General features: G+C 44.4%; 29 protein-coding genes and 2 pseudogenes. 19 read left to right on the forward strand and 12 right to left on the reverse strand.

Translation table 11 applies throughout. The features are described from left to right. Positions 1 to 11: 11 nt before the first annotated feature. Genes yhbY through ACW9JV_RS11245 form a run of 4 tightly spaced genes read right to left on the reverse strand, consistent with a single transcriptional unit; the run spans position 12 to position 2,786 of the window. Positions 12 to 305, reverse strand: coding sequence for a ribosome assembly RNA-binding protein YhbY (yhbY, locus tag ACW9JV_RS11230; protein WP_457334263.1), 294 nt, complete (start codon positions 303 to 305; stop codon positions 12 to 14). Next, the gene (aroE, locus tag ACW9JV_RS11235) at positions 299 to 1,162 is read right to left on the reverse strand and encodes a shikimate dehydrogenase (protein ID WP_457334265.1); all 864 of its coding nucleotides are present in this window, start codon (positions 1,160 to 1,162) and stop codon (positions 299 to 301) included. Before aroE ends, yhbY begins: the two co-directional genes overlap by 7 nt. Further along, entirely contained in the window at positions 1,162 to 2,271 is a 1,110-nt protein-coding gene (yqeH, locus tag ACW9JV_RS11240) for a ribosome biogenesis GTPase YqeH (protein ID WP_457334267.1), read from the reverse strand. The genes aroE and yqeH overlap by 1 nt, the downstream gene beginning before the upstream one ends. Continuing rightward, positions 2,268 to 2,786, reverse strand: a complete 519-nt coding sequence (locus ACW9JV_RS11245) for a YqeG family HAD IIIA-type phosphatase (protein WP_457334731.1) — start codon at positions 2,784 to 2,786, stop codon at positions 2,268 to 2,270. The genes yqeH and ACW9JV_RS11245 overlap by 4 nt, the downstream gene beginning before the upstream one ends. 384 nt (positions 2,787 to 3,170) lie before the next feature. On the opposite strand from ACW9JV_RS11245, the gene sda reads away from it, so the two are divergent. After that, positions 3,171 to 3,320 (forward strand): sporulation histidine kinase inhibitor Sda, encoded by a 150-nt coding sequence (gene sda, locus ACW9JV_RS11250; RefSeq protein ID WP_457334269.1) that lies wholly within the window; start codon positions 3,171 to 3,173, stop codon positions 3,318 to 3,320. Positions 3,321 to 3,354: 34 nt separating this feature from the next. Here sda and ACW9JV_RS11255 read toward each other — a convergent pair whose 3' ends face one another. After that, complete coding sequence (locus ACW9JV_RS11255; RefSeq protein WP_457334271.1) at positions 3,355 to 3,576, reverse strand: hypothetical protein; 222 nt, start codon at positions 3,574 to 3,576, stop codon at positions 3,355 to 3,357. A 201-nt stretch (positions 3,577 to 3,777) separates the two neighbouring features. Between ACW9JV_RS11255 and ACW9JV_RS11260 the strand changes: the two genes are divergently transcribed. From ACW9JV_RS11260 to ACW9JV_RS11295, 8 genes are all read left to right on the forward strand, one after another. Continuing rightward, the gene (locus ACW9JV_RS11260) at positions 3,778 to 6,186 is read left to right on the forward strand and encodes a Na+/H+ antiporter subunit A (protein WP_457334273.1); all 2,409 of its coding nucleotides are present in this window, start codon (positions 3,778 to 3,780) and stop codon (positions 6,184 to 6,186) included. A 56-nt stretch (positions 6,187 to 6,242) separates the two neighbouring features. Continuing rightward, on the forward strand, positions 6,243 to 6,605 hold the full coding sequence (locus tag ACW9JV_RS11265; protein WP_457334733.1) for a Na(+)/H(+) antiporter subunit B: 363 nt from the start codon (positions 6,243 to 6,245) through the stop codon (positions 6,603 to 6,605). Next, positions 6,605 to 6,946, forward strand: a complete 342-nt coding sequence (locus tag ACW9JV_RS11270) for a Na(+)/H(+) antiporter subunit C (protein ID WP_457334275.1) — start codon at positions 6,605 to 6,607, stop codon at positions 6,944 to 6,946. The genes ACW9JV_RS11265 and ACW9JV_RS11270 overlap by 1 nt, the downstream gene beginning before the upstream one ends. Next, a complete protein-coding gene (locus ACW9JV_RS11275) occupies positions 6,939 to 8,423 on the forward strand; it encodes a Na+/H+ antiporter subunit D (RefSeq protein WP_457334277.1) in 1,485 nt (494 codons plus the stop codon). Before ACW9JV_RS11270 ends, ACW9JV_RS11275 begins: the two co-directional genes overlap by 8 nt. A gap of 5 nt (positions 8,424 to 8,428) precedes the next feature. Then, positions 8,429 to 8,908 (forward strand): Na+/H+ antiporter subunit E, encoded by a 480-nt coding sequence (locus ACW9JV_RS11280; RefSeq protein ID WP_457334278.1) that lies wholly within the window; start codon positions 8,429 to 8,431, stop codon positions 8,906 to 8,908. After that, entirely contained in the window at positions 8,905 to 9,186 is a 282-nt protein-coding gene (locus ACW9JV_RS11285; RefSeq protein WP_457334280.1) for a Na(+)/H(+) antiporter subunit F1, read from the forward strand. Before ACW9JV_RS11280 ends, ACW9JV_RS11285 begins: the two co-directional genes overlap by 4 nt. After that, positions 9,167 to 9,538, forward strand: a complete 372-nt coding sequence (gene mnhG, locus ACW9JV_RS11290) for a monovalent cation/H(+) antiporter subunit G (RefSeq protein ID WP_457334283.1) — start codon at positions 9,167 to 9,169, stop codon at positions 9,536 to 9,538. The genes ACW9JV_RS11285 and mnhG overlap by 20 nt, the downstream gene beginning before the upstream one ends. A gap of 182 nt (positions 9,539 to 9,720) precedes the next feature. Then, positions 9,721 to 9,993, forward strand: coding sequence for an HU family DNA-binding protein (locus ACW9JV_RS11295; RefSeq protein WP_125554674.1), 273 nt, complete (start codon positions 9,721 to 9,723; stop codon positions 9,991 to 9,993). 238 nt (positions 9,994 to 10,231) lie between these two features. On the opposite strand, the gene ACW9JV_RS11300 is transcribed toward ACW9JV_RS11295, so the two are convergent. The 3 genes and pseudogenes from ACW9JV_RS11300 to ACW9JV_RS11310 all read right to left on the reverse strand — a co-directional run bounded on the left by ACW9JV_RS11300 (position 10,232) and on the right by ACW9JV_RS11310 (position 11,313). Further along, entirely contained in the window at positions 10,232 to 10,576 is a 345-nt protein-coding gene (locus tag ACW9JV_RS11300; RefSeq protein WP_457334285.1) for a hypothetical protein, read from the reverse strand. Positions 10,577 to 10,673: 97 nt separating this feature from the next. Further along, positions 10,674 to 11,000: pseudogene (locus tag ACW9JV_RS11305) on the reverse strand (sigma-70 family RNA polymerase sigma factor); the annotation flags it as partial. 103 nt (positions 11,001 to 11,103) lie between these two features. Beyond that, a complete protein-coding gene (locus tag ACW9JV_RS11310) occupies positions 11,104 to 11,313 on the reverse strand; it encodes a WYL domain-containing protein (protein WP_457334288.1) in 210 nt (69 codons plus the stop codon). Positions 11,314 to 11,571: 258 nt separating this feature from the next. Here ACW9JV_RS11310 and ACW9JV_RS11315 point away from each other — a divergent pair, with 258 nt between their 5' ends. The 3 genes from ACW9JV_RS11315 (at position 11,572) to ACW9JV_RS11325 (ending at position 13,643) form a co-directional block, all read left to right on the forward strand. Next, a complete protein-coding gene (locus tag ACW9JV_RS11315) occupies positions 11,572 to 12,579 on the forward strand; it encodes a DUF3231 family protein (RefSeq protein ID WP_457334290.1) in 1,008 nt (335 codons plus the stop codon). 315 nt (positions 12,580 to 12,894) lie between these two features. After that, complete coding sequence (locus tag ACW9JV_RS11320) at positions 12,895 to 13,356, forward strand: hypothetical protein (protein WP_457334292.1); 462 nt, start codon at positions 12,895 to 12,897, stop codon at positions 13,354 to 13,356. A gap of 125 nt (positions 13,357 to 13,481) precedes the next feature. After that, entirely contained in the window at positions 13,482 to 13,643 is a 162-nt protein-coding gene (locus ACW9JV_RS11325; protein WP_457334294.1) for a hypothetical protein, read from the forward strand. Between the two features lie 194 nt (positions 13,644 to 13,837). On the opposite strand, the gene ACW9JV_RS11330 is transcribed toward ACW9JV_RS11325, so the two are convergent. Then, positions 13,838 to 14,044, reverse strand: coding sequence for a hypothetical protein (locus tag ACW9JV_RS11330; RefSeq protein ID WP_457334295.1), 207 nt, complete (start codon positions 14,042 to 14,044; stop codon positions 13,838 to 13,840). 208 nt (positions 14,045 to 14,252) lie between these two features. Between ACW9JV_RS11330 and ACW9JV_RS11335 the strand changes: the two genes are divergently transcribed. Together ACW9JV_RS11335 and ACW9JV_RS11340 are read left to right on the forward strand one after the other, a co-directional pair. Further along, the gene (locus ACW9JV_RS11335) at positions 14,253 to 14,606 is read left to right on the forward strand and encodes a hypothetical protein (RefSeq protein ID WP_457334297.1); all 354 of its coding nucleotides are present in this window, start codon (positions 14,253 to 14,255) and stop codon (positions 14,604 to 14,606) included. Between the two features lie 40 nt (positions 14,607 to 14,646). Further along, positions 14,647 to 16,224, forward strand: a complete 1,578-nt coding sequence (locus ACW9JV_RS11340) for a recombinase family protein (protein WP_457334735.1) — start codon at positions 14,647 to 14,649, stop codon at positions 16,222 to 16,224. A gap of 132 nt (positions 16,225 to 16,356) precedes the next feature. Here ACW9JV_RS11340 and ACW9JV_RS11345 read toward each other — a convergent pair whose 3' ends face one another. Continuing rightward, positions 16,357 to 16,566, reverse strand: a complete 210-nt coding sequence (locus ACW9JV_RS11345) for a WYL domain-containing protein (RefSeq protein WP_457334288.1) — start codon at positions 16,564 to 16,566, stop codon at positions 16,357 to 16,359. A gap of 258 nt (positions 16,567 to 16,824) precedes the next feature. Here ACW9JV_RS11345 and ACW9JV_RS11350 point away from each other — a divergent pair, with 258 nt between their 5' ends. The 3 genes from ACW9JV_RS11350 (at position 16,825) to ACW9JV_RS11360 (ending at position 18,896) form a co-directional block, all read left to right on the forward strand. Continuing rightward, positions 16,825 to 17,832, forward strand: coding sequence for a DUF3231 family protein (locus tag ACW9JV_RS11350; RefSeq protein WP_457334290.1), 1,008 nt, complete (start codon positions 16,825 to 16,827; stop codon positions 17,830 to 17,832). Positions 17,833 to 18,147: 315 nt separating this feature from the next. Further along, positions 18,148 to 18,609 (forward strand): hypothetical protein, encoded by a 462-nt coding sequence (locus tag ACW9JV_RS11355; RefSeq protein ID WP_457334292.1) that lies wholly within the window; start codon positions 18,148 to 18,150, stop codon positions 18,607 to 18,609. Positions 18,610 to 18,734: 125 nt separating this feature from the next. Continuing rightward, positions 18,735 to 18,896 (forward strand): hypothetical protein, encoded by a 162-nt coding sequence (locus ACW9JV_RS11360; RefSeq protein WP_457334294.1) that lies wholly within the window; start codon positions 18,735 to 18,737, stop codon positions 18,894 to 18,896. Between the two features lie 194 nt (positions 18,897 to 19,090). Here the strand turns inward: ACW9JV_RS11360 and ACW9JV_RS11365 are convergent, their stop codons facing one another. Next, positions 19,091 to 19,297 carry a hypothetical protein gene (locus ACW9JV_RS11365; protein WP_457334295.1) on the reverse strand — a complete coding sequence of 69 codons (207 nt, stop codon included), beginning with the start codon at positions 19,295 to 19,297 and terminating at the stop codon, positions 19,091 to 19,093. A gap of 208 nt (positions 19,298 to 19,505) precedes the next feature. On the opposite strand from ACW9JV_RS11365, the gene ACW9JV_RS11370 reads away from it, so the two are divergent. Then, the gene (locus tag ACW9JV_RS11370; RefSeq protein ID WP_457334297.1) at positions 19,506 to 19,859 is read left to right on the forward strand and encodes a hypothetical protein; all 354 of its coding nucleotides are present in this window, start codon (positions 19,506 to 19,508) and stop codon (positions 19,857 to 19,859) included. A 40-nt stretch (positions 19,860 to 19,899) separates the two neighbouring features. Continuing rightward, positions 19,900 to 21,477: a recombinase family protein gene (locus ACW9JV_RS11375; protein WP_457334735.1), complete on the forward strand. Its 1,578-nt coding sequence runs from the start codon at positions 19,900 to 19,902 to the stop codon at positions 21,475 to 21,477. A gap of 2 nt (positions 21,478 to 21,479) precedes the next feature. Here the strand turns inward: ACW9JV_RS11375 and sigK are convergent. Beyond that, positions 21,480 to 21,917, reverse strand: a pseudogene (gene sigK / locus ACW9JV_RS11380) (RNA polymerase sporulation sigma factor SigK); the annotation flags it as partial. Positions 21,918 to 22,045: the final 128 nt, after the last annotated feature.

The following is a 22,045-nucleotide window of genomic DNA, read 5'->3' on the forward strand; positions in this document are numbered from 1 at the left end:
AGAAATCCCTTCTAGGACGGCAGCTCGATCGTTTTATTTTCCGCCGATTCCTTGTACAGGACAATCGTATTTCCGATAACCTGGACCACATGTGCTCCGGCACCCTCTGCCAGTGCTGCAGAGGCGTCGTGTTTATCCTCCATACAGTTCTGCAGCATATTGATTTTGATTAATTCTCTTGCTTCCAGCGCATCAGCTGTCTGTTTCACAAGATTATCAGTGACTCCCGCCTTTCCGATCTGAAACACCGGTTTCAGCCGATGTGCCTGTTTCCTTAAGAATCGTTTCTGTTTTCCTGTCAACACGATGAGTTCCCTCCCAGCTGCTTCATAACAACAGCATGCATTCTTTCGATATCCGGCTCCATACCAGTCCATTTCTGAAAAGCAATCGCTCCCTGACCGACAAACATTCCCGTTCCATTAAGAATATCCGCACCATTCTCTTCCGCCTGCTGCAGCCACGTCGTCTTGAGCGGATTGTAAATTAAATCACTGCAGATACAGCCCGGTTTGATACGTTCTGCCGTCCACGGCATATTTTCGGTGTGCGGTGACATGCCGACTGACGTGGTGTTAATAATAATATCAAAAGACGGTGTTTCTTTATCAGCCTGCTCCGTCGGTACAGCACGGACTGATGCCCGCTCAGCCATTTGTTCCTGCAGAGCCTGCGCTTTGGAGAACGTCCGGTTCGTAATTGTCACCCGTGCCGATCCACGGCCGGTAAGAGCGCTAATCACTGCGCGGGCCGCTCCCCCGGCCCCGATAACAAGTATATCTGCATCCGGAACACTTCCCCCGGTTTTATTAAGAAGAGACTGCACATATCCTTCCCCGTCCGTATTGTAACCGATCCAGCCGCTTTCTTCTCTTACAATCGTATTCACAGCGCCGATCAGCTTTGCCTGCTCATCGAGACCGTCCAGATACTGCATGACTTCAATTTTATGGGGTACGGTCACATTAAATCCAGATACACCAAGGGCTTTTAACCCCTGTACCGCTTCTCCGAGATATTCCGGCATCACATCAAAGGCATGATAAAAATAAGGAAGGCCCTGATACTGAAATTGATCATTGTGCATCAGCGGAGACAGAGAATGGCCGACGGGATGACCGATCACACCAAATAATTTTTCCGCATGTACCGTTGTATTCATCAAATCACCGCCTCTCTCATTGTGACACCCGTTCCTTCCGGAGCATGTACGGTCACAACCGCGTCCGGTTCCACAACTGTTATCCATCCGAACCCGGACAGGACGATATCCGTTTTTGGCTGTTTAACATGAAACGTGTGGCTGGTAAACGGAGGCAACTGCGGAAGAGACTCTTTATCCGGAGGAGACAGCATCTCTCCTTTATGATTTTCATACAGCTGATCCGCTTTTTCCAGTTTCGTCCGGTGAATAAGCAGGTCATTGGCAAAATAAGCCACGAAGGAATTACGGCTTCCCCCGCTGAAATCCATTCTTGCCAGCCCGGCAACAAACAGGGTCTGCCCTTCTTCGAGCTGATATATTCTCGGTTTGATTTCTCTTGAGGGGGTTAATTTCTTCAAATCACTGCGGCTCACATAGTGCGCCATCTGATGTTCATTGATAACCCCCGGAGTATCATACATGCTGCAGCCGTCATCCAGCGGAATATCAATAAGATCAAGCGTCGTTCCCGGAAAACCTGAGGCGGTGATCCGCTGTTCTTCATCTCCGCCGAACACTTCAATCAATGCATTGATAAACGTCGATTTTCCGACATTGGTACAGCCGGTGATGTACACGTCTTTTCCGTACCGCAGTTCATCCATTTTGGCGGCGGCTTCTTCCACGCTGTGCTTTTTTTCCGCGCTCATCAGCATCACACCGGCCGGTTTCAGCCCCTGTTCCTTTGCTTCCCTTCGTACCCAGTCTTTCAGCCGGTTTTCATTGATGGATCTTGGAAGCAGATCGATTTTATTAACGAGAAGCAGGACATCGTTTTGGCCGATATACCGGTGGAAACCCGGAATCCAGCTCCCTTCAAAGTCAAACGAATCTACAATTTTCACGATAAGGGCATCTTCTTCAGCCAGGTCGTGCAATTGATTGGTGAAATCTGTTTTGCGGAGAGGAATCTCCTGCACTTCATTATAATGCTGCAGACGAAAACAGCGTCTGCATACAACGATCTCTCTTTCGAGTGCAGCCGCTGGAGTATAACCCGGTTGTTCCGGGTTTTCGGTCTGTATGGAAGCTCCGCACCCGGGACAGATCAGCTTGTCTTCCTTCACTTTGATTCCTCCCACTGTATCAGGCCTTTTTCTTTTAAACGGCGGAGAACCCGGCGTTCCACGCTGCGGTTGATTTTTGTGACGAGGCCGTCCCCGCTTCCGACCGGAACCACCAGCACGGTGTAAAAACCGGCCCGGTTTCCTCCGAATACATCCGTCAACACCTGGTCGCCGATCACGACCACTTCCTTTTTCTTCAACCCCATCTTCCGGCATGCTTTGCGGAACGCATGACCCATCGGCTTTTTGGCGGAATGGATAAACTGAATGCCTGTAGGTTCCGAAAAAGAACTAACTCTTTCTTTATTGTTATTGGATACAATCGTTACCTGAAACCCCTGCTGTTTGACAAAATACATCCAGTCCAGAAGCTGTGGTGTCGCTTCCGGACGATTCCATTCCACCAATGTATTATCGAGATCTGTTATAATTCCTTTAATCTGCCGTTCACTTAAATCTTCAAGGTTCAGATCAAAGACTGACGGCAGATATTCGTTAGGCATAAATTGTTTAATCACTCGGGACACCCTTCTGACGTCTTATTTCCGTACAAACACCTGCTAAAGGGAAAGTATATCGTTAAAAACAGTTTTTTTCAAACAGTATCCCATCCCGAAAAGTTTTCGACATTATTTTAAAACGGGGAAATGTGGATAACTGTATTGTCATTAAAAAAAACCGAAATATTACGGTTTTTCAGGTTTTTTATAAGCATTATAAACAACTTATCCACCGCTTCTGTGGATAAATCGAACGGTTGTTCTCACTATGAGGTCATGGTACACTATCATTACATTGCGCCGGGAAATCATGATTAGGAAAAACCTGCCTGCGGCAGGCCTGCTGCAGAGACTGATGCAATAAAAAGGAAGCTCGTCAAGGAGGTGTCGTGCCCTCTTATGAATCAGTTATCGGATGAATTACTGATCGAAGCGTATGAAAAAGCCCTGCGTCTTCAACTAAATGATGATTTCATTTTACTGCTCGAACAGGAACTTAGAAACCGCTCGCTGAAAGAGAAATGCATGAAACCCGTCATCACCCTGTAAAGAGCACCTGCAAAAAGCCTTTCCGGAAAGATCTTCATCCGGAAAGGCTTTTTATTTTTACATATTCTCTTGGGGCGAACGTGTCTTTTTCGATGTTTTCATTGGAAAAGGAAAGGGTTTCTGTATTTTCCGGATACGTATAGAATGCTTCCACCCTTTTTCGTTCAACATAATGGTCAGCCATCCACGCTCCGGTAAGGATAACCAAAAAAAGCAGAAAAAACACGGCGCCCTGAAACATGCAGGTCTGCTTCATGCTGTACTCCTTCCCTTTTTTTATTACTATGACCCGGACCGGCTTCTCTTATTCACAAAATTTTTGATTTCATGTTTCTACCTATTTATCACGATGCCTTTTTCTGCCCGATAAGCCGGTTAAAGAAAGATGCACTAAGCCGGATTATAAGTTATAATGTGAAAAGAATTTGCAGCCCGTAAACTGTTAAGGAGGTTCTATATGTTTACAGCACTTCATCTTGCCATCATTGCACCATTTATTGCTGCTGTGTTCGTCCCGCTGTTGTACAAAAAAATACCATCCATACATACCGGCTGGTTTGTCTTAACTGTTCCAGCCATTTTGTTTGTTTATTTTCTGCAGTACATACCGGTTACGTCCGAAGGCGGGGCAGCGGCTGCCGTCTTCGAATGGGTCCCTTCCCTCGGCATTAATTTCCGTGCCTACGCAGACGGACTCGGGCTTCTGTTTGCCCTGCTCATTACAGGAATCGGGACGCTTGTCGTCCTGTATTCCATTTACTACTTATCCAAAAAAACAGAATCTTTACATACGTTTTATACCTTTCTGTTAATGTTTATGGGGGCCATGCTCGGCGTTGTGCTTTCCGACAACATGATCGTGCTTTACATGTTCTGGGAAATCACGAGTATTTCGTCCTTTTTATTAATCGCGTACTGGTATGAACGGGAAAAGTCGCTGTACGGAGCATTGAAGTCCATGCTGGTCACCGTGCTCGGCGGTTTTTCCATGCTCGTCGGCTTTGTCCTGCTTTACTCGATTACCGGCACGTTCAGTATTCAGGAAACGATCGCTGTTTCGTCCGAGGTCGTCTCTCACGATCTCTTTCTCCCGGCGATGCTGACCATTCTGCTCGGCGCCTTCACGAAGTCCGCCCAGTTTCCTTTTCATATCTGGCTGCCGGATGCGATGGAAGCACCGACACCGGTTAGTGCTTACCTTCATTCGGCAACCATGGTTAAAGCCGGCATTTATCTCGTGGCGAGGTTAAGCCCGGTGTTTGCCGTCAGCGGAGAATGGCTCTGGCTCGTGGCAGGATTTGGGATCACCACCCTGTTCTGGGGATCTTTCTCCGCCGTCCGGCAGACAGACCTGAAAGGAATTCTTGCCTATTCCACCGTCAGTCAGCTCGGCATGATCTTTTCGATGCTCGGTGCCGGTGCAGCAGCCCTTCACTTTGACACCATTGATGAAAATATGTTTGTGGGCGCCACAACTGCTGCGCTTTTTCACTTGTTCAACCATGCCACCTTTAAAGGCAGTCTTTTTATGATGGCCGGCATTGTCGACCACGAAACCGGCACGCGGGATATCCGCAATCTCGGCGGATTGATGATCATTATGCCGATCACCTTTACCATTGCTGTCATCGGAAGCTTTTCGATGGCGGGACTGCCTCCGTTTAACGGTTTTTTAAGTAAAGAAATGTTTTTTACCACTATGGAGAACATAACGAAGTTTCAACACTTTCATGTCGACACCATCGGCATTTTATTTCCCATCATTGCCTGGATCGCCAGTGTGTTCACATTCATTTACAGCATGATGCTTGTATTTAAAACGTTCACCGGCCGGCTGAAAACAGAAAAACTGGATGTAAAGCCGCATGAAGCACCATTTGGCATGCTGCTTTCGCCGATTGTGCTTGTCAGCCTCGTCGTTGTGATCGGCTTTTTCCCGAACATTCTGTCGTACACGATCATTGAACCGGCGATGGCTTCCATTCTTCCTTCCCTGCTGCAGGAAGGCGAGCAGTTTTATGTCGATATATACTTCTGGCACGGCTTTAATACGGAACTCTATATGACGCTTGGTGTCATTGCCACCGGTGTTCTGCTATATCTCGGAATGAACAAATGGACCGTGGTATACCGGCTTTTTCCGGAGGCATTATCATTTAACAATCTCTATGATCAAACGCTGGACAAAGGGGAGAAACTGTCTCAAAAAGTCATCGGGGCACATATGAACGGGTTCATCCGGAACTACCTGGCCTATATTTTCGCCTTTTTCACCGCTGCACTGCTGTTCACCCTGTTTTATAAAGGGGCGTTCACCATTGATACTTCGGAGATGGCACCGATTACTGTTTATGAAGGCGTACTTGCGGTAGTGCTGATCAGCACTGTCGGCGTGGTGATGTTTACGACTTCCCGGCTCAAAGCCATTATCGGGCTCGGGGTGGCAGGCTATACGGTTGCGCTGTTTTTTGTCATTTTCCGTGCCCCGGATCTGGCATTAACCCAGCTTATTATCGAGACGGTTTCAGTTGCCTTGTTTCTGCTCTGTTTTTACCATCTGCCGCAAATTGCAGAAAATCTCGAAACCCTTCGGTTTAAGGTCGGCAACTTTATCATTTCCGCTGCTGTCGGAATAACCGTCACCCTCATCGGTATTTCGGCCGGGAGCTCAAGAATGTTTGAATCCATCTCCGGCTTTTTTACCGAATCTAGCTACAAAGAAGCCGGCGGGCGGAACATGGTCAACGTGATCCTTGTTGATTTTAGAGGGTTCGACACGATGCTCGAAATTCTCGTGCTCGGTATTGCCGCTGCCGGTATTTTTGCGATGATCCGACTCCGTCTGGCTGGGAGGGAAAAGTTGTGAAATCGAATGATGTCGTACTGCAGACTGTTACGAACGTTGTCTTGTTTATTGTTTTGATGTTTTCGGTGTTTATTTTCTTCAACGGACACCATGAACCGGGCGGCGGTTTCATCGGCGGATTGATGACAAGTTCCGCCCTTGTGCTGCTGCTGCTCGCCTACGACCTGGAAACGATTAAAAACGTGCTGCCGATTGATTTTAAAATCGTCACAGCAGCCGGACTTCTGACCGCCGTAGGGACAGGCATGGGATCGTTTTTCTTTAATGAACCATTCTTGTCCCAGACATACGGTTACCGCCATTTCCCTGTACTCGGGGAACTGGAGCTTGCCACGGCGCTCATTTTTGATATTGGAGTTTATCTGGTTGTTGTCGGTATCACCCTCACCATTATTCAGACCATAGGGGAGGATCGCTAATGGAGATATTAATGTCTATCACGGCCGGTGTCCTCTTTATGGGCGGTACCTATCTCGTATTGTCCAAAAATATTATCCGCATTATTATCGGAACCGCAATTATAAGCCACGGTGCCCATGTCCTGCTTTTGACGATGGCTGGATTAAAAACAGGCGCCCCTCCGCTTCTCGGTCTGGAGGCATCGTCTTACACTGACCCGCTGCCGCAGGCGCTGATATTGACCGCCATCGTAATCAGCTTCGGCGTAACGTCCTTTTTCCTTGTGCTCGGGTACCGGGCCTATCAGGAAACCGGAACGGACAACACGGAAAACATGAGAGGAACTGATTCCTATGACTAATTTGTTAATATGGCCGATATTACTACCGCTGCTCACGGGAATACTGCTGCTGTTTGTGCCAAAGCAGATCCGCTTCCAGCGTGTACTGAGTGCCATATCTGCCGCGGCATTAATTGCCGTTACAGTGTTTATTCTGATCAGCATCCATCAGGAAGGTATTCAGACACTTGAGCTCGGCGGATGGAGACCTCCATTCGGCATCGTACTCGTCGGTGATATGCTCGCTTCCCTGTTAACGACAACGACTGCTGTCGTCAGCCTCCCGATTCTTATCTTTGCGATGGGTACTATCGGAAAGGAAAGAGAACAATTTTATTTTTATGCTTTTTATCAGTTTCTGATTACCGGGGTTATGGGAGCTTTTCTTACCGGCGATATTTTTAATCTGTTTGTGTTCTTTGAAGTCATGTTGATTTCTTCTTACATACTGATTGTACACGGCGGCACGAAACAGCAGCTGCGGGAATCGTTCAAATACGTGCTCGTTAATATTGTCTCGTCTGCCTTTTTCGTTATTGCCGTTGCTTATTTATACGCGGTGACAGGAACGCTGAACATGGCCCAGCTTTCCGAACGGATCGGCAGCATGGATACCGGTGCACCTGTTCTGACCGTTATTGCCGTTCTCTTTCTCATCGTGTTCGGTTTGAAAGGGGCGCTGTTTCCTTTGTATTTCTGGCTTCCGGCCTCCTACACCGCTCCTCCGTCGGCTGTGGCCGCCATTTTCGGAGCGCTCTTGACAAAAGTCGGGATTTATTCGATCTTCCGTACATACACCATTATTTTCACTCATGATACAGGATTCACCCATCAGCTGCTTGCCATATCAGCTGCCTGTACGATGGTGATTGGTGTTATCGGGGCAGTTTCCCACCAGGACGTCAAAAAAATTCTTGTCTACAATGTGATTGTCGCTGTCGGTTTCGTCCTTTTCGGTGTCTCCACCATGACAGAAACTGGACTCGCCGGTGCCGTCTTCTATCTCATTCATGACATGGTGATCAAGGGTGTCCTCTTTTTACTTATCGGAGCCATGGTTATCGCGGCAGGCTCGAGCCATCTGAAGAAGATGGGTGGTCTGATCAAACATCATCCCCGGCTCGGCTGGATGTTTTTCACCGCAATCATGGCACTCGTCGGGGTTCCTCCGCTCAGCGGATTCATCGGGAAACTGATGATCATTCAGGGGGGAGCAGAAGCCGGCCAGTATGTGATTATTGCAGTGATGATGGGAGCCAGCCTGCTTGTTCTGTATTCGATGATCCGCATCTTTCTTCAGGGGTTTTACGGAAAAATTATGCTCGAAAAAGCGGATCAGTACGGCAGTACAAAAGGTCTGCTTCTGCCATGCGCTTTTTTGATTGCCGTTTCCGCCCTGCTCGGCCTGGGTTCGGAGATGATTTATCCGTTAGCCTCCACTGCTGCAGAAACTTTACACGAACCGCAAATCTATATTGACGCCGTGTTAAAGGAGTAATGAAAATGACGTTTCAGATAATAATCAATCTTCTCATGTCCCTGATCTGGATGTTTATGAATGATGCCTGGACTTTTGCCTCGTTTATCAGCGGATATGTGATCGGACTGGCTGTCCTGTTTTTTCTCCGGGGGTTTTTTCCGCAGAAATTTTACTTCAGCGGTTTATACGCGATAGTGAAACTGCTGTTAATCTTTCTAAAAGAACTGATCCTGTCCGCCCTTGAAGTGGTTGGTCAGATTCTGCAGCCGAAACTGAAAATCCAGCCGGGAATATTTGCAATGGACATTGATCTCCACAAAAATTGGGAGGTTACTGTTTTATCCTGTCTGATTACGCTGACCCCGGGAACGCTCGTTGTTGACATTTCCCCGGATAACAGGACCCTGTTCATCCATGCGATGCATCTGCCCGACATCGAAAAAGCCAAAAAGGATATTCGTGATTCGTTTGAAAAAGCGATCCAGGAGGTGAGTCGTACATGATACAGGGAATTCTTACAGCCTCTTCCATCATTCTTTCCCTCTCCATTCTTATCACCCTGTACCGGGTGGTGAAGGGGCCTTCGATGCCGGACCGCGTCATAGCACTGGATATGATCGGAATTAACCTGATCAGTCTGGTGGCGGTTGTCTCTCTCATTCAGGAAACAACCGCCTATCTTGAAGTAGTTCTGCTGCTCGGCATATTGGCCTTCATCGGAACCGTCGCATTTTCTAAATTTATCGAAAAGGGTGTTGTCATTGAGCGCAGACGAGATTAGCAGCTGGATTATCGGCATCATTGTGCTGGCAGGTTCTGTCTTAAGCTTAATCAGTGCTTTCGGCCTCGTCCGGCTTCCAGATATTTATACAAGAAGCCATGCGGCGACCAAAGCTTCCACGCTCAGCGTGATGTGTATTCTCACCGGCGCTTTTCTGTTCTTTGCCATCGTAGAGGGGCTTTACAGCGCCCGGATCCTGCTTGGCATCGTCTTTGTTTTCATTACAGCGCCGGTCGGCGGCCATCTTATTTCAAGAGCCGCCTATCACACCGGCGTCACGCTGTGGGATTCCAGTATTGAGGATCAATTAAAAACGAAAAAACGGAAACAGGAGAGCTCTTCCCGCTCTTGATTTACTGAATATGTAAATTGCCTTTTCGACAAGGGTTATAAAATGGTGAAATATGGCGATACTAGGCATAAATCTGACGCATTTTTGTGTAAATTCCCCGTCAATACTTGACATATCAAGGATTCGTAAGTAAATTTGTAGTGTAAAGGCTCTATATTCTTGGAAAGAAAGGGAGTTATGTTATGAATAAGACAGATTTGATCAATGCTGTTGCCGAGCAGGCAGACATCTCGAAGAAGGATGCTTCCAAAGCAGTAGACGCAGTATTCGACAGCATTACCGAAACATTGAAAAAAGGAGATAAAATCCAGCTCGTTGGATTTGGAAGTTTTGAAGTCCGCGAACGTGCGGCCCGCAAAGGACGTAACCCGCAGACCGGCGACGAAATCAAGATTCCTGCAACGAAAAACCCTGCATTCCGTCCAGGAAAGCAGCTTAAAGACGCTGTCAACTAATCAGGACAAACACGGCTCTCCGTTAAGTTAAGGAAACATATCCAAAGAGCCGAAATACACAGGAGAGCCTGTCCTGGTTACAAAGCGTTGGAAAGAAGCTTCTCTCTCCTTTGAGGGGGAAGCTTCTTTCGTGTTTTGCTAGCTGCCGTTTCTTTATACATATGCCAATTTTAGACCCCTGAGAAAATTGGCATTTTATAAGAAAAGAGATTGGAGCTCCATGTTTCTGGTCGATACGTTAATAATAGTACGGTCCATAAGGATATGGTGAAATGTAAGGAAGCAGGGCCAGGGCTGCCAACGCTCCCAGCGGAAACTGCCGGCGCCGGAAACGGCGGAATCTTCTCCGCTGCGGTCCGTATCCGTACCCGTACCCAAACTGTCGATTGTTCCCTGCCTCCTCATCGGCCATCACATTTTCGCCCACCAGCATCTGGATTTTTTCAGAATCGACCTCTTCAATGATACCATCTGCCATGCTTCCGTCACGGAAGGTTAATACGACATCATGATACATGTACTGCCTGCACTGCTCCTGCATGTTTCCTTGATGATCCCACTGGGTTTGATACCCGCTCTGCATCACGACACTCTCCTTTCATGATTCATCTCAGAACCATGATATTCACCCAGGTCCGAAAAGGTACCTCCTAATTTCAATATAATGAAAACAACAACTTTTACTGAATAAAATTCATCCGGTTGTTTCCGGACCTCCCCAGTTTCTGCTGCTTATAAAATTCCTGAAACAGTTTCAGCAGCGCCCGCTTTTCAATACGTGAAACATAGCTCCGGGAAATGCCGAGCTCTTTTGCAATTTCGCGCTGGGTCCTTTCTTTTTCCTTTTCCAGGCCGAAGCGGCAGATGATGACTTCTTTTTCACGTTCATCAAGCACATCCATATAGGCGAGCACCTGCTTTTTTTCCATGTTCAGCTGAATCAGATCAGCAACATCGGGACCGTCTTCCTCCAATACGTCAATGAGAGAAATTTCATTGCCTTCTTGTTGTTATATGTATACGTACTTCGAGTTTCTCCTATATATATTAAAATCCAGAGGTACTTCATCTCTGGATTCCATAATCAAGCGTCATCTCTGGATTCCATAATCAAGCGTATTGTTTTATTCTTCCCGCTGACAAAATGTTACTTACCTTCAGAGATCGAATGGCTCTTCTATGATGGCACCACACCAGCACATGCTTTTCATTAAACTGATGTACTGTAACTGTTCTCTGACTCAGCGTTCCATCTCTGCTCTCGTATATAACCTGAACCGGTTCCTTCGTCTCTGCAGCTCTCTTCAAGACACCTTCCATTACGAAGCCTCCCCGTTCGCTTTTCTTTTATTATATACGAACACTTGTTTCGTTTCAAGACCTATAGAGAATGAATGTTCGTATTATTATAAGACAAAGAGGAGATCAATATGGAAAAAATGACACAAACAGCTAACATTTTCCGGATAAGTATGCGGACGATACCGTTTCATATTAAAGTTAATCCCAAGAGAATATATACATTAAAAATGGTACAGACTAAAAACAAAATTATTCTTCTAAAGAGTAGGGATGCAAATGTCAGAACGAAACATTTCATTAACTTCAGCAGAAATCTCACAATTATGGATAACATATATGAATGACAGTGCTGCAATTTGTCATTTAGAGTGTGAAGTGAATACCGTCGAAGATGATGAGATAAACGAATTACTACAATACGCCTTAAAGGTTTCTCAATCTCAAGTTCGTACCATTACACAACTATTTAATAACGAAAATTATCCTGTTCCTCATGGGTTTAACGTAAGCGAAGACGCAGATGTAACAGCCCCCCGTTTGTTTTCTGATACGTACTTTTTAAATTCGCTGAACCAATTAGGAAAACTTGGAGTTAATAATTATGGCATATCTTTAAGTTTGGCTGTGAGAGAGGATATTTATCATTTTTTCAGTACCTGTCTCGCAGAATCAGATAAAATTATAAAATGGAGCAATGACCTTTTATTATCCAGAGGCCTATATATAAGATCTCCCTACCTTCCAAAGCCGAAAACGCTTGATTATGTTAAGGATAAAAGTTTTTTAACAGGGTACTTTGGAGAAAGACGACCGTTAACGGGGATGGAAATATCCAATCTTTATGCCAACTTCCAAAGAAATGCTTTAGGGTCTGCAACCATGATGGGGTACAGCCAGGTTGCTCAGAACAAAGAGGTGGTTCAATATCTTAAGAAAGGTAAGGAGATTGCCCAAAAACATTGTGAAATCTTCGAATCCTATCTGAAAGAAAATGATTTGCCCAGTCCCATGATGTTGGACTCCGAGGTTACTGATTCAACGGCTTACACCTTTTCTGACAAAAAGATGATGTTCTATTGCTCTACTTTGACGGCCATCAGTCTTGGGTATTACGGTACAAGCATGTCTATGAGTCCGCGCAGGGATATCGGTGTTATGTACAGCAGGCTGATGGCTGAAATCGCAAAGTTTGCGGATAGTGGGGCGAGAATTATAATTAAACACGGATGGATGGAGGAGCCTCCACGGGCAGCGGACCGGGATGAATTAGCTAATAAAAAATAGATCTTGTAATGATCTGCCCGCCTTTTAATGGTCGGCAGCCATGCCGTTTTCATGTTGCCGTCACACTGCCTAAAACCCCCAATTATCATACTAACAGAAATTTCAAACAATTGTTTGGGATTTTTTCTCTTTTAATCATTTCTATATTAACACTTTTAGGTGTTCATGCGCATAAGCCACGAAATGCGCAGCTGAATAATTTTTATTTTTTTGGTAAACCTGAAAAAGTGGATCTTTGTAATAATTTATAATATTGTCATTCGCTGTACCCGGTAGTTTTGACCAAAATTCTAAGTGATCATGAGGAGAGTACAAATGGGAGAAAATATTTTACCCTGGGTTTTACTTATTGTTCCCTGGTTTATATTAATTTTCTTAGATTCAACAAAGCTTAGACGATTTTTATCTGTAGCCTTTTTCACTTTGATGCTCGATACCATCCATTTTCAAATGGCAGAAGTATATAATTGGTGGACTGTCACCAACAACGTCTTTTTTCTTAACGGTATTCCATCTTTTACATATGGTTTTCTTCCTGTGACCACAATACTGATTTTTTATATTACGTTCCCAAACCCATGGCTGTTTTTCGGTTTGAATTTCATGGTGGACGCATTTCAAGCATTTATCATCAGCCCGCTTGTATTTGAAACGTATAATGTTTACGAATTAAAAAATATGACTAATTTCGAGCTCTTTCTGATCATAACAAGCCTTGTTCCTATCATTTATATTTACCAAAAATGGTATGAAAAGCATATGGTCCATGATTATTAAGAAGAATATTTTCAAGTGCACATAATCCGTCGAATGTGCAGTTTTCCATTGTCTTAAATAACTTGTATAAAATAACTCGTGTTAGAAACTTTAAGGATGTACTAATTTTTGAAAGGAGGTTTCTTATGGATAACACCGAACTTCAAAAATGCATTGACGAGTGTGAAAGTGCTTTAGGACACTTAAATAATGCATTAAATACAGCACATGAAGAACCTAAAGAGAAAATGGAACATGCTGTACAAGATTTAGAACAGTGCATTTCTGAGTGCCGGACCCTTTTGTAGTGTCAAGTCGCCTAAGGGCGACTTTGCACTTTCTCATACACCGTCACACTCGCGGTCGCTGATATCGTTTCAGCATCTGTTCTGCCGGCTGATTTTCGATCTGTACTCTCCGTCACCGCTCTGTGTTTGCCCTCCTGGTAATAGGTTTTTCAATGTACGATAGAATCACAGAGAACTTGTCCAATAATGCAGGCTTAATCAGCCCGCTGCTTGTCGTATTCTGCGTTGATGGCTTTTTGTTCTTCGGGAGATAGGTCATTCCATATGGACCATCCTACCTTGTGAAACTGTTCTAAAATGCGCTCCACTTTTTCCGGGGGAACCGGACCAGGATCGACAATTTTAATCTTGGTGTTCCCGTGGTAATACTCCATCGATTGATCTTCATATTTGTCAGTCATTGGTGCATCACCTCGTGACATTTTATGCGGGGGATCCATTTGGACTGCCCTATTCATTAATAAGAGCATTTGCAAGATAAATACTTGCATAGAAATATGATGTTACTGTTTCTTATTTATTAGGCGAAACAAATAATCCAAACCCACCTGACGACGCAAAGAATGATGAACCAACTGCAGGAACAAGTCGGCGAGGAGGTCGCAAATTATGTGGGTTTACTACGAAGAGATTGACGGAGAGCTGCAGGCAAAATGGGCACTTGTGAAATCAGATGGAGAGCAGCGAGGAGAGATCCGTTTTTATAGGGTCCCTCAGAGTGTTGAGCGCTTTTATGAAGAAGATTTTGCTGATCTTGCTATACTTTCCATTGATATGGGGGAGTTGGTCAGAGATCCATTCGATGACGACAGTTTCGCAATCAATATAGATATGGTCCAGTCACGATTAAAAAGGGATGGTTACGATCCCGGGATGTTAAATGAGGCAGAGTATTTTATAATGCTGGTTGAAGACTTAGAAGAAGTGTTAAGTCTTGATACCACATCACTCTTCTATCGCTAATTCTTATCAATACAATAAGGTAGGAGTGATTACGACTATGCTGAACGTCTGTATGTATCTAAGAAAATCCCGTGCCGATATCGAAGCAGAAGCCCGCGGTGATGGTGAAACACTGGCCAAACACAAGAACGCCCTCTTCAAAATAGCAAAGAAACTAAACCTTAACGTCACCAAGATCCGTCAGGAAATCGTATCCGGGGAAAGCCTGGTCCACCGCCCCGAGATGCTCGAGCTGCTTAAAGAAGTTGAGAATCATGAGTACGACGCCGTCCTCGTCATGGATATTGACCGCTTAGGCCGCGGCAATATGCAGGAACAGGGGCTGATACTGGACACCTTCCGCACTGCTAAAACAAAAATTATTACTACACGGAAAACATACGATCTATCAGATGAATGGGATGAGGAATACACCGAGTTTGAAACGTTCATGTCCCGGAAAGAGCTTAAGATCATTAACCGCCGGCTCCAGGGCGGCCGCCTCCGCTCCATCGAAGACGGCAATTACATCGCTACAAAGGCACCGTATGGCTATGAAATTTATAAAGATGGAAAGCACCGCACTCTTGTCCCTCACCCTGAACAAGCTCCGATTGTCAGAAAGATATTTGCCTGGTATACAGAGGATAATTCCAATCAACGCCTTGGCAGCGCTGAAATTGCGAACCGTCTAAATGATATCGGCGCTCCCTCCTACACTGGGAAGCTATGGGAGCCGAGTGCTGTCCTCAACATCATTAAAAATGCTGTATACGCTGGACGGCTGCAATGGAAACGCAAGGATATCAAGAAGTCCACCACACCAGGGAAAACAAAGGACACACGCACCCGTCCCCGTAATGAATGGGTGGATGTTGAAGGCAAGCATAAACCTCTTGTACCAATGGAACTGTATGAGAAAGCACAAGATATTTTGAAAACGAGATATCACGTACCTTATCAGCTGGGCGGCCGTGTAACGAACCCCCTAGCCGGTATCGTAAAATGTGGGTACTGCGAGAAAACCATGGTCCGGCGCCCTTATACAGACGGTAAAACATTCGTTATGTGTAATAACGCTAAAAACTGTGGCTGCCGCAGCTCCAAAATGGAGTTTGTCGAACAGAAAGTATTGGACGGACTGCAGGACTGGCTGGCTCGGTACAAGGCTGACTGGGATTATGGAAATGAGGATAACACTGCAAACGAAGATGCCAACGAGCTTGAGATTTTACAGAACTCGATTCATTCCATGGAGAAAGAATTAAAGGAACTGAACAAACAGAAGCTGAAGCTGCATGACTTTCTTGAACGCGGAGTGTACGATGAGGAAACCTTTCTCGAAAGATCGCAAAATATCTCCGACCGCATGAATGACATCAACACAAACATCGCCAACGCTCAATCAGAGATAGAACTGCTTCAGGAACGCGAAGCAGCCCAGGAGAACATTATCCCCCATGTCGAACACGTCCTCGATTTATATAGGAAGACAGACGACATCAAAAAGAAAAACGCCCTTCTCAAATCAGTAATCGAGAAAGCCGTTTACACCAAAAACAAGCAGCAGCGTTTAGATGACTTCGAACTTGTGATTTACCCCCGCCTCCCTCATACCTTTGCTCCTCATTACATATAACGTATCAAGGGCAATTCATTGCCTTCTTGTTGTTATATGTATACGTACTTCGAGTTTCTCCTATATATATTAAAATCCAGAGGTACTTCATCTCTGGATTCCATAATCAAGCGTCATCTCTGGATTCCATAATCAAGCGTATTGTTTTATTCTTCCCGCTGACAAAATGTTACTTACCTTCAGAGATCGAATGGCTCTTCTATGATGGCACCACACCAGCACATGCTTTTCATTAAACTGATGTACTGTAACTGTTCTCTGACTCAGCGTTCCATCTCTGCTCTCGTATATAACCTGAACCGGTTCCTTCGTCTCTGCAGCTCTCTTCAAGACACCTTCCATTACGAAGCCTCCCCGTTCGCTTTTCTTTTATTATATACGAACACTTGTTTCGTTTCAAGACCTATAGAGAATGAATGTTCGTATTATTATAAGACAAAGAGGAGATCAATATGGAAAAAATGACACAAACAGCTAACATTTTCCGGATAAGTATGCGGACGATACCGTTTCATATTAAAGTTAATCCCAAGAGAATATATACATTAAAAATGGTACAGACTAAAAACAAAATTATTCTTCTAAAGAGTAGGGATGCAAATGTCAGAACGAAACATTTCATTAACTTCAGCAGAAATCTCACAATTATGGATAACATATATGAATGACAGTGCTGCAATTTGTCATTTAGAGTGTGAAGTGAATACCGTCGAAGATGATGAGATAAACGAATTACTACAATACGCCTTAAAGGTTTCTCAATCTCAAGTTCGTACCATTACACAACTATTTAATAACGAAAATTATCCTGTTCCTCATGGGTTTAACGTAAGCGAAGACGCAGATGTAACAGCCCCCCGTTTGTTTTCTGATACGTACTTTTTAAATTCGCTGAACCAATTAGGAAAACTTGGAGTTAATAATTATGGCATATCTTTAAGTTTGGCTGTGAGAGAGGATATTTATCATTTTTTCAGTACCTGTCTCGCAGAATCAGATAAAATTATAAAATGGAGCAATGACCTTTTATTATCCAGAGGCCTATATATAAGATCTCCCTACCTTCCAAAGCCGAAAACGCTTGATTATGTTAAGGATAAAAGTTTTTTAACAGGGTACTTTGGAGAAAGACGACCGTTAACGGGGATGGAAATATCCAATCTTTATGCCAACTTCCAAAGAAATGCTTTAGGGTCTGCAACCATGATGGGGTACAGCCAGGTTGCTCAGAACAAAGAGGTGGTTCAATATCTTAAGAAAGGTAAGGAGATTGCCCAAAAACATTGTGAAATCTTCGAATCCTATCTGAAAGAAAATGATTTGCCCAGTCCCATGATGTTGGACTCCGAGGTTACTGATTCAACGGCTTACACCTTTTCTGACAAAAAGATGATGTTCTATTGCTCTACTTTGACGGCCATCAGTCTTGGGTATTACGGTACAAGCATGTCTATGAGTCCGCGCAGGGATATCGGTGTTATGTACAGCAGGCTGATGGCTGAAATCGCAAAGTTTGCGGATAGTGGGGCGAGAATTATAATTAAACACGGATGGATGGAGGAGCCTCCACGGGCAGCGGACCGGGATGAATTAGCTAATAAAAAATAGATCTTGTAATGATCTGCCCGCCTTTTAATGGTCGGCAGCCATGCCGTTTTCATGTTGCCGTCACACTGCCTAAAACCCCCAATTATCATACTAACAGAAATTTCAAACAATTGTTTGGGATTTTTTCTCTTTTAATCATTTCTATATTAACACTTTTAGGTGTTCATGCGCATAAGCCACGAAATGCGCAGCTGAATAATTTTTATTTTTTTGGTAAACCTGAAAAAGTGGATCTTTGTAATAATTTATAATATTGTCATTCGCTGTACCCGGTAGTTTTGACCAAAATTCTAAGTGATCATGAGGAGAGTACAAATGGGAGAAAATATTTTACCCTGGGTTTTACTTATTGTTCCCTGGTTTATATTAATTTTCTTAGATTCAACAAAGCTTAGACGATTTTTATCTGTAGCCTTTTTCACTTTGATGCTCGATACCATCCATTTTCAAATGGCAGAAGTATATAATTGGTGGACTGTCACCAACAACGTCTTTTTTCTTAACGGTATTCCATCTTTTACATATGGTTTTCTTCCTGTGACCACAATACTGATTTTTTATATTACGTTCCCAAACCCATGGCTGTTTTTCGGTTTGAATTTCATGGTGGACGCATTTCAAGCATTTATCATCAGCCCGCTTGTATTTGAAACGTATAATGTTTACGAATTAAAAAATATGACTAATTTCGAGCTCTTTCTGATCATAACAAGCCTTGTTCCTATCATTTATATTTACCAAAAATGGTATGAAAAGCATATGGTCCATGATTATTAAGAAGAATATTTTCAAGTGCACATAATCCGTCGAATGTGCAGTTTTCCATTGTCTTAAATAACTTGTATAAAATAACTCGTGTTAGAAACTTTAAGGATGTACTAATTTTTGAAAGGAGGTTTCTTATGGATAACACCGAACTTCAAAAATGCATTGACGAGTGTGAAAGTGCTTTAGGACACTTAAATAATGCATTAAATACAGCACATGAAGAACCTAAAGAGAAAATGGAACATGCTGTACAAGATTTAGAACAGTGCATTTCTGAGTGCCGGACCCTTTTGTAGTGTCAAGTCGCCTAAGGGCGACTTTGCACTTTCTCATACACCGTCACACTCGCGGTCGCTGATATCGTTTCAGCATCTGTTCTGCCGGCTGATTTTCGATCTGTACTCTCCGTCACCGCTCTGTGTTTGCCCTCCTGGTAATAGGTTTTTCAATGTACGATAGAATCACAGAGAACTTGTCCAATAATGCAGGCTTAATCAGCCCGCTGCTTGTCGTATTCTGCGTTGATGGCTTTTTGTTCTTCGGGAGATAGGTCATTCCATATGGACCATCCTACCTTGTGAAACTGTTCTAAAATGCGCTCCACTTTTTCCGGGGGAACCGGACCAGGATCGACAATTTTAATCTTGGTGTTCCCGTGGTAATACTCCATCGATTGATCTTCATATTTGTCAGTCATTGGTGCATCACCTCGTGACATTTTATGCGGGGGATCCATTTGGACTGCCCTATTCATTAATAAGAGCATTTGCAAGATAAATACTTGCATAGAAATATGATGTTACTGTTTCTTATTTATTAGGCGAAACAAATAATCCAAACCCACCTGACGACGCAAAGAATGATGAACCAACTGCAGGAACAAGTCGGCGAGGAGGTCGCAAATTATGTGGGTTTACTACGAAGAGATTGACGGAGAGCTGCAGGCAAAATGGGCACTTGTGAAATCAGATGGAGAGCAGCGAGGAGAGATCCGTTTTTATAGGGTCCCTCAGAGTGTTGAGCGCTTTTATGAAGAAGATTTTGCTGATCTTGCTATACTTTCCATTGATATGGGGGAGTTGGTCAGAGATCCATTCGATGACGACAGTTTCGCAATCAATATAGATATGGTCCAGTCACGATTAAAAAGGGATGGTTACGATCCCGGGATGTTAAATGAGGCAGAGTATTTTATAATGCTGGTTGAAGACTTAGAAGAAGTGTTAAGTCTTGATACCACATCACTCTTCTATCGCTAATTCTTATCAATACAATAAGGTAGGAGTGATTACGACTATGCTGAACGTCTGTATGTATCTAAGAAAATCCCGTGCCGATATCGAAGCAGAAGCCCGCGGTGATGGTGAAACACTGGCCAAACACAAGAACGCCCTCTTCAAAATAGCAAAGAAACTAAACCTTAACGTCACCAAGATCCGTCAGGAAATCGTATCCGGGGAAAGCCTGGTCCACCGCCCCGAGATGCTCGAGCTGCTTAAAGAAGTTGAGAATCATGAGTACGACGCCGTCCTCGTCATGGATATTGACCGCTTAGGCCGCGGCAATATGCAGGAACAGGGGCTGATACTGGACACCTTCCGCACTGCTAAAACAAAAATTATTACTACACGGAAAACATACGATCTATCAGATGAATGGGATGAGGAATACACCGAGTTTGAAACGTTCATGTCCCGGAAAGAGCTTAAGATCATTAACCGCCGGCTCCAGGGCGGCCGCCTCCGCTCCATCGAAGACGGCAATTACATCGCTACAAAGGCACCGTATGGCTATGAAATTTATAAAGATGGAAAGCACCGCACTCTTGTCCCTCACCCTGAACAAGCTCCGATTGTCAGAAAGATATTTGCCTGGTATACAGAGGATAATTCCAATCAACGCCTTGGCAGCGCTGAAATTGCGAACCGTCTAAATGATATCGGCGCTCCCTCCTACACTGGGAAGCTATGGGAGCCGAGTGCTGTCCTCAACATCATTAAAAATGCTGTATACGCTGGACGGCTGCAATGGAAACGCAAGGATATCAAGAAGTCCACCACACCAGGGAAAACAAAGGACACACGCACCCGTCCCCGTAATGAATGGGTGGATGTTGAAGGCAAGCATAAACCTCTTGTACCAATGGAACTGTATGAGAAAGCACAAGATATTTTGAAAACGAGATATCACGTACCTTATCAGCTGGGCGGCCGTGTAACGAACCCCCTAGCCGGTATCGTAAAATGTGGGTACTGCGAGAAAACCATGGTCCGGCGCCCTTATACAGACGGTAAAACATTCGTTATGTGTAATAACGCTAAAAACTGTGGCTGCCGCAGCTCCAAAATGGAGTTTGTCGAACAGAAAGTATTGGACGGACTGCAGGACTGGCTGGCTCGGTACAAGGCTGACTGGGATTATGGAAATGAGGATAACACTGCAAACGAAGATGCCAACGAGCTTGAGATTTTACAGAACTCGATTCATTCCATGGAGAAAGAATTAAAGGAACTGAACAAACAGAAGCTGAAGCTGCATGACTTTCTTGAACGCGGAGTGTACGATGAGGAAACCTTTCTCGAAAGATCGCAAAATATCTCCGACCGCATGAATGACATCAACACAAACATCGCCAACGCTCAATCAGAGATAGAACTGCTTCAGGAACGCGAAGCAGCCCAGGAGAACATTATCCCCCATGTCGAACACGTCCTCGATTTATATAGGAAGACAGACGACATCAAAAAGAAAAACGCCCTTCTCAAATCAGTAATCGAGAAAGCCGTTTACACCAAAAACAAGCAGCAGCGTTTAGATGACTTCGAACTTGTGATTTACCCCCGCCTCCCTCATACCTTTGCTCCTCATTACATATAACGTATCAAGGGCAATTCATTGCCTTCTTTGTCACTTCCAATAGGATCATGCAGGGATATATCTTTTTTTACTTTTTTCAGCGCCCGGAGATGCATAAGTATTTCATTTTCGACACATCTTGCCGCATACGTCGCCAGTTTGGTTCCTTTTTCCGGGGAATAGCTTTCAATGCCTTTGATCAAGCCGATGGTACCGATGGAAATCAGGTCCTCGGTGTCTTCTTTGGCATTTTCAAACTTCTTCACGATATGGGCCACAAGACGCAGGTTATGTTCGATCAACAGATTCCTGGAGTGCTGGTCCCCCTGTTGCATTCGTTCGAGATGTTTTTTCTCTTCTTCTTTGGACAACGGCTGGGGAAAGGCATTGTTTTTCACATAGGAGACGAACATGGCCAGTTCTTTCATGATATACAGTGCGGCAGCAAGAATACCGGACAACTTTATCGCCCTCCTCTCCCTGTTAGTTTATGCAGTGGGAAGGCTTTCGTTGTTTGTCCACCCTTCATTGTTTTTTTCTTCTGCATACGGGGAAGAGTACACAATAGACTAGTAACAAGATGGAGGCT

This window comes from Salibacterium sp. K-3 (genome assembly GCF_054052005.1).

Excerpts from the sequence above, each read along its gene's own strand:
- ACW9JV_RS11275 (WP_457334277.1), top strand. The coding sequence starts at position 6,939 with ATGACTAATTTGTTAATATGGCCGATATTACTACCGCTGCTCACGGGA.
- ACW9JV_RS11265 (WP_457334733.1), top strand. The coding sequence starts at position 6,243 with ATGTTTTCGGTGTTTATTTTCTTCAACGGACACCATGAACCGGGCGGC.
- aroE (WP_457334265.1), bottom strand. The coding sequence starts at position 1,162 with ATGAATACAACGGTACATGCGGAAAAATTATTTGGTGTGATCGGTCAT.
- ACW9JV_RS11310 (WP_457334288.1), bottom strand. The coding sequence starts at position 11,313 with ATGGAAGGTGTCTTGAAGAGAGCTGCAGAGACGAAGGAACCGGTTCAG.
- ACW9JV_RS11260 (WP_457334273.1), top strand. The coding sequence starts at position 3,778 with ATGTTTACAGCACTTCATCTTGCCATCATTGCACCATTTATTGCTGCT.
- ACW9JV_RS11300 (WP_457334285.1), bottom strand. The coding sequence starts at position 10,576 with ATGCAGAGCGGGTATCAAACCCAGTGGGATCATCAAGGAAACATGCAG.
- ACW9JV_RS11325 (WP_457334294.1), top strand. The coding sequence starts at position 13,482 with ATGGATAACACCGAACTTCAAAAATGCATTGACGAGTGTGAAAGTGCT.
- ACW9JV_RS11360 (WP_457334294.1), top strand. The coding sequence starts at position 18,735 with ATGGATAACACCGAACTTCAAAAATGCATTGACGAGTGTGAAAGTGCT.
- ACW9JV_RS11345 (WP_457334288.1), bottom strand. The coding sequence starts at position 16,566 with ATGGAAGGTGTCTTGAAGAGAGCTGCAGAGACGAAGGAACCGGTTCAG.
- ACW9JV_RS11365 (WP_457334295.1), bottom strand. The coding sequence starts at position 19,297 with ATGACTGACAAATATGAAGATCAATCGATGGAGTATTACCACGGGAAC.
- ACW9JV_RS11320 (WP_457334292.1), top strand. The coding sequence starts at position 12,895 with ATGGGAGAAAATATTTTACCCTGGGTTTTACTTATTGTTCCCTGGTTT.
- ACW9JV_RS11355 (WP_457334292.1), top strand. The coding sequence starts at position 18,148 with ATGGGAGAAAATATTTTACCCTGGGTTTTACTTATTGTTCCCTGGTTT.
- ACW9JV_RS11255 (WP_457334271.1), bottom strand. The coding sequence starts at position 3,576 with ATGAAGCAGACCTGCATGTTTCAGGGCGCCGTGTTTTTTCTGCTTTTT.
- ACW9JV_RS11270 (WP_457334275.1), top strand. The coding sequence starts at position 6,605 with ATGGAGATATTAATGTCTATCACGGCCGGTGTCCTCTTTATGGGCGGT.
- ACW9JV_RS11315 (WP_457334290.1), top strand. The coding sequence starts at position 11,572 with ATGTCAGAACGAAACATTTCATTAACTTCAGCAGAAATCTCACAATTA.
- ACW9JV_RS11350 (WP_457334290.1), top strand. The coding sequence starts at position 16,825 with ATGTCAGAACGAAACATTTCATTAACTTCAGCAGAAATCTCACAATTA.
- ACW9JV_RS11285 (WP_457334280.1), top strand. The coding sequence starts at position 8,905 with ATGATACAGGGAATTCTTACAGCCTCTTCCATCATTCTTTCCCTCTCC.
- ACW9JV_RS11295 (WP_125554674.1), top strand. The coding sequence starts at position 9,721 with ATGAATAAGACAGATTTGATCAATGCTGTTGCCGAGCAGGCAGACATC.
- ACW9JV_RS11335 (WP_457334297.1), top strand. The coding sequence starts at position 14,253 with ATGTGGGTTTACTACGAAGAGATTGACGGAGAGCTGCAGGCAAAATGG.
- ACW9JV_RS11330 (WP_457334295.1), bottom strand. The coding sequence starts at position 14,044 with ATGACTGACAAATATGAAGATCAATCGATGGAGTATTACCACGGGAAC.
- ACW9JV_RS11370 (WP_457334297.1), top strand. The coding sequence starts at position 19,506 with ATGTGGGTTTACTACGAAGAGATTGACGGAGAGCTGCAGGCAAAATGG.
- ACW9JV_RS11280 (WP_457334278.1), top strand. The coding sequence starts at position 8,429 with ATGACGTTTCAGATAATAATCAATCTTCTCATGTCCCTGATCTGGATG.
- sda (WP_457334269.1), top strand. The coding sequence starts at position 3,171 with ATGAATCAGTTATCGGATGAATTACTGATCGAAGCGTATGAAAAAGCC.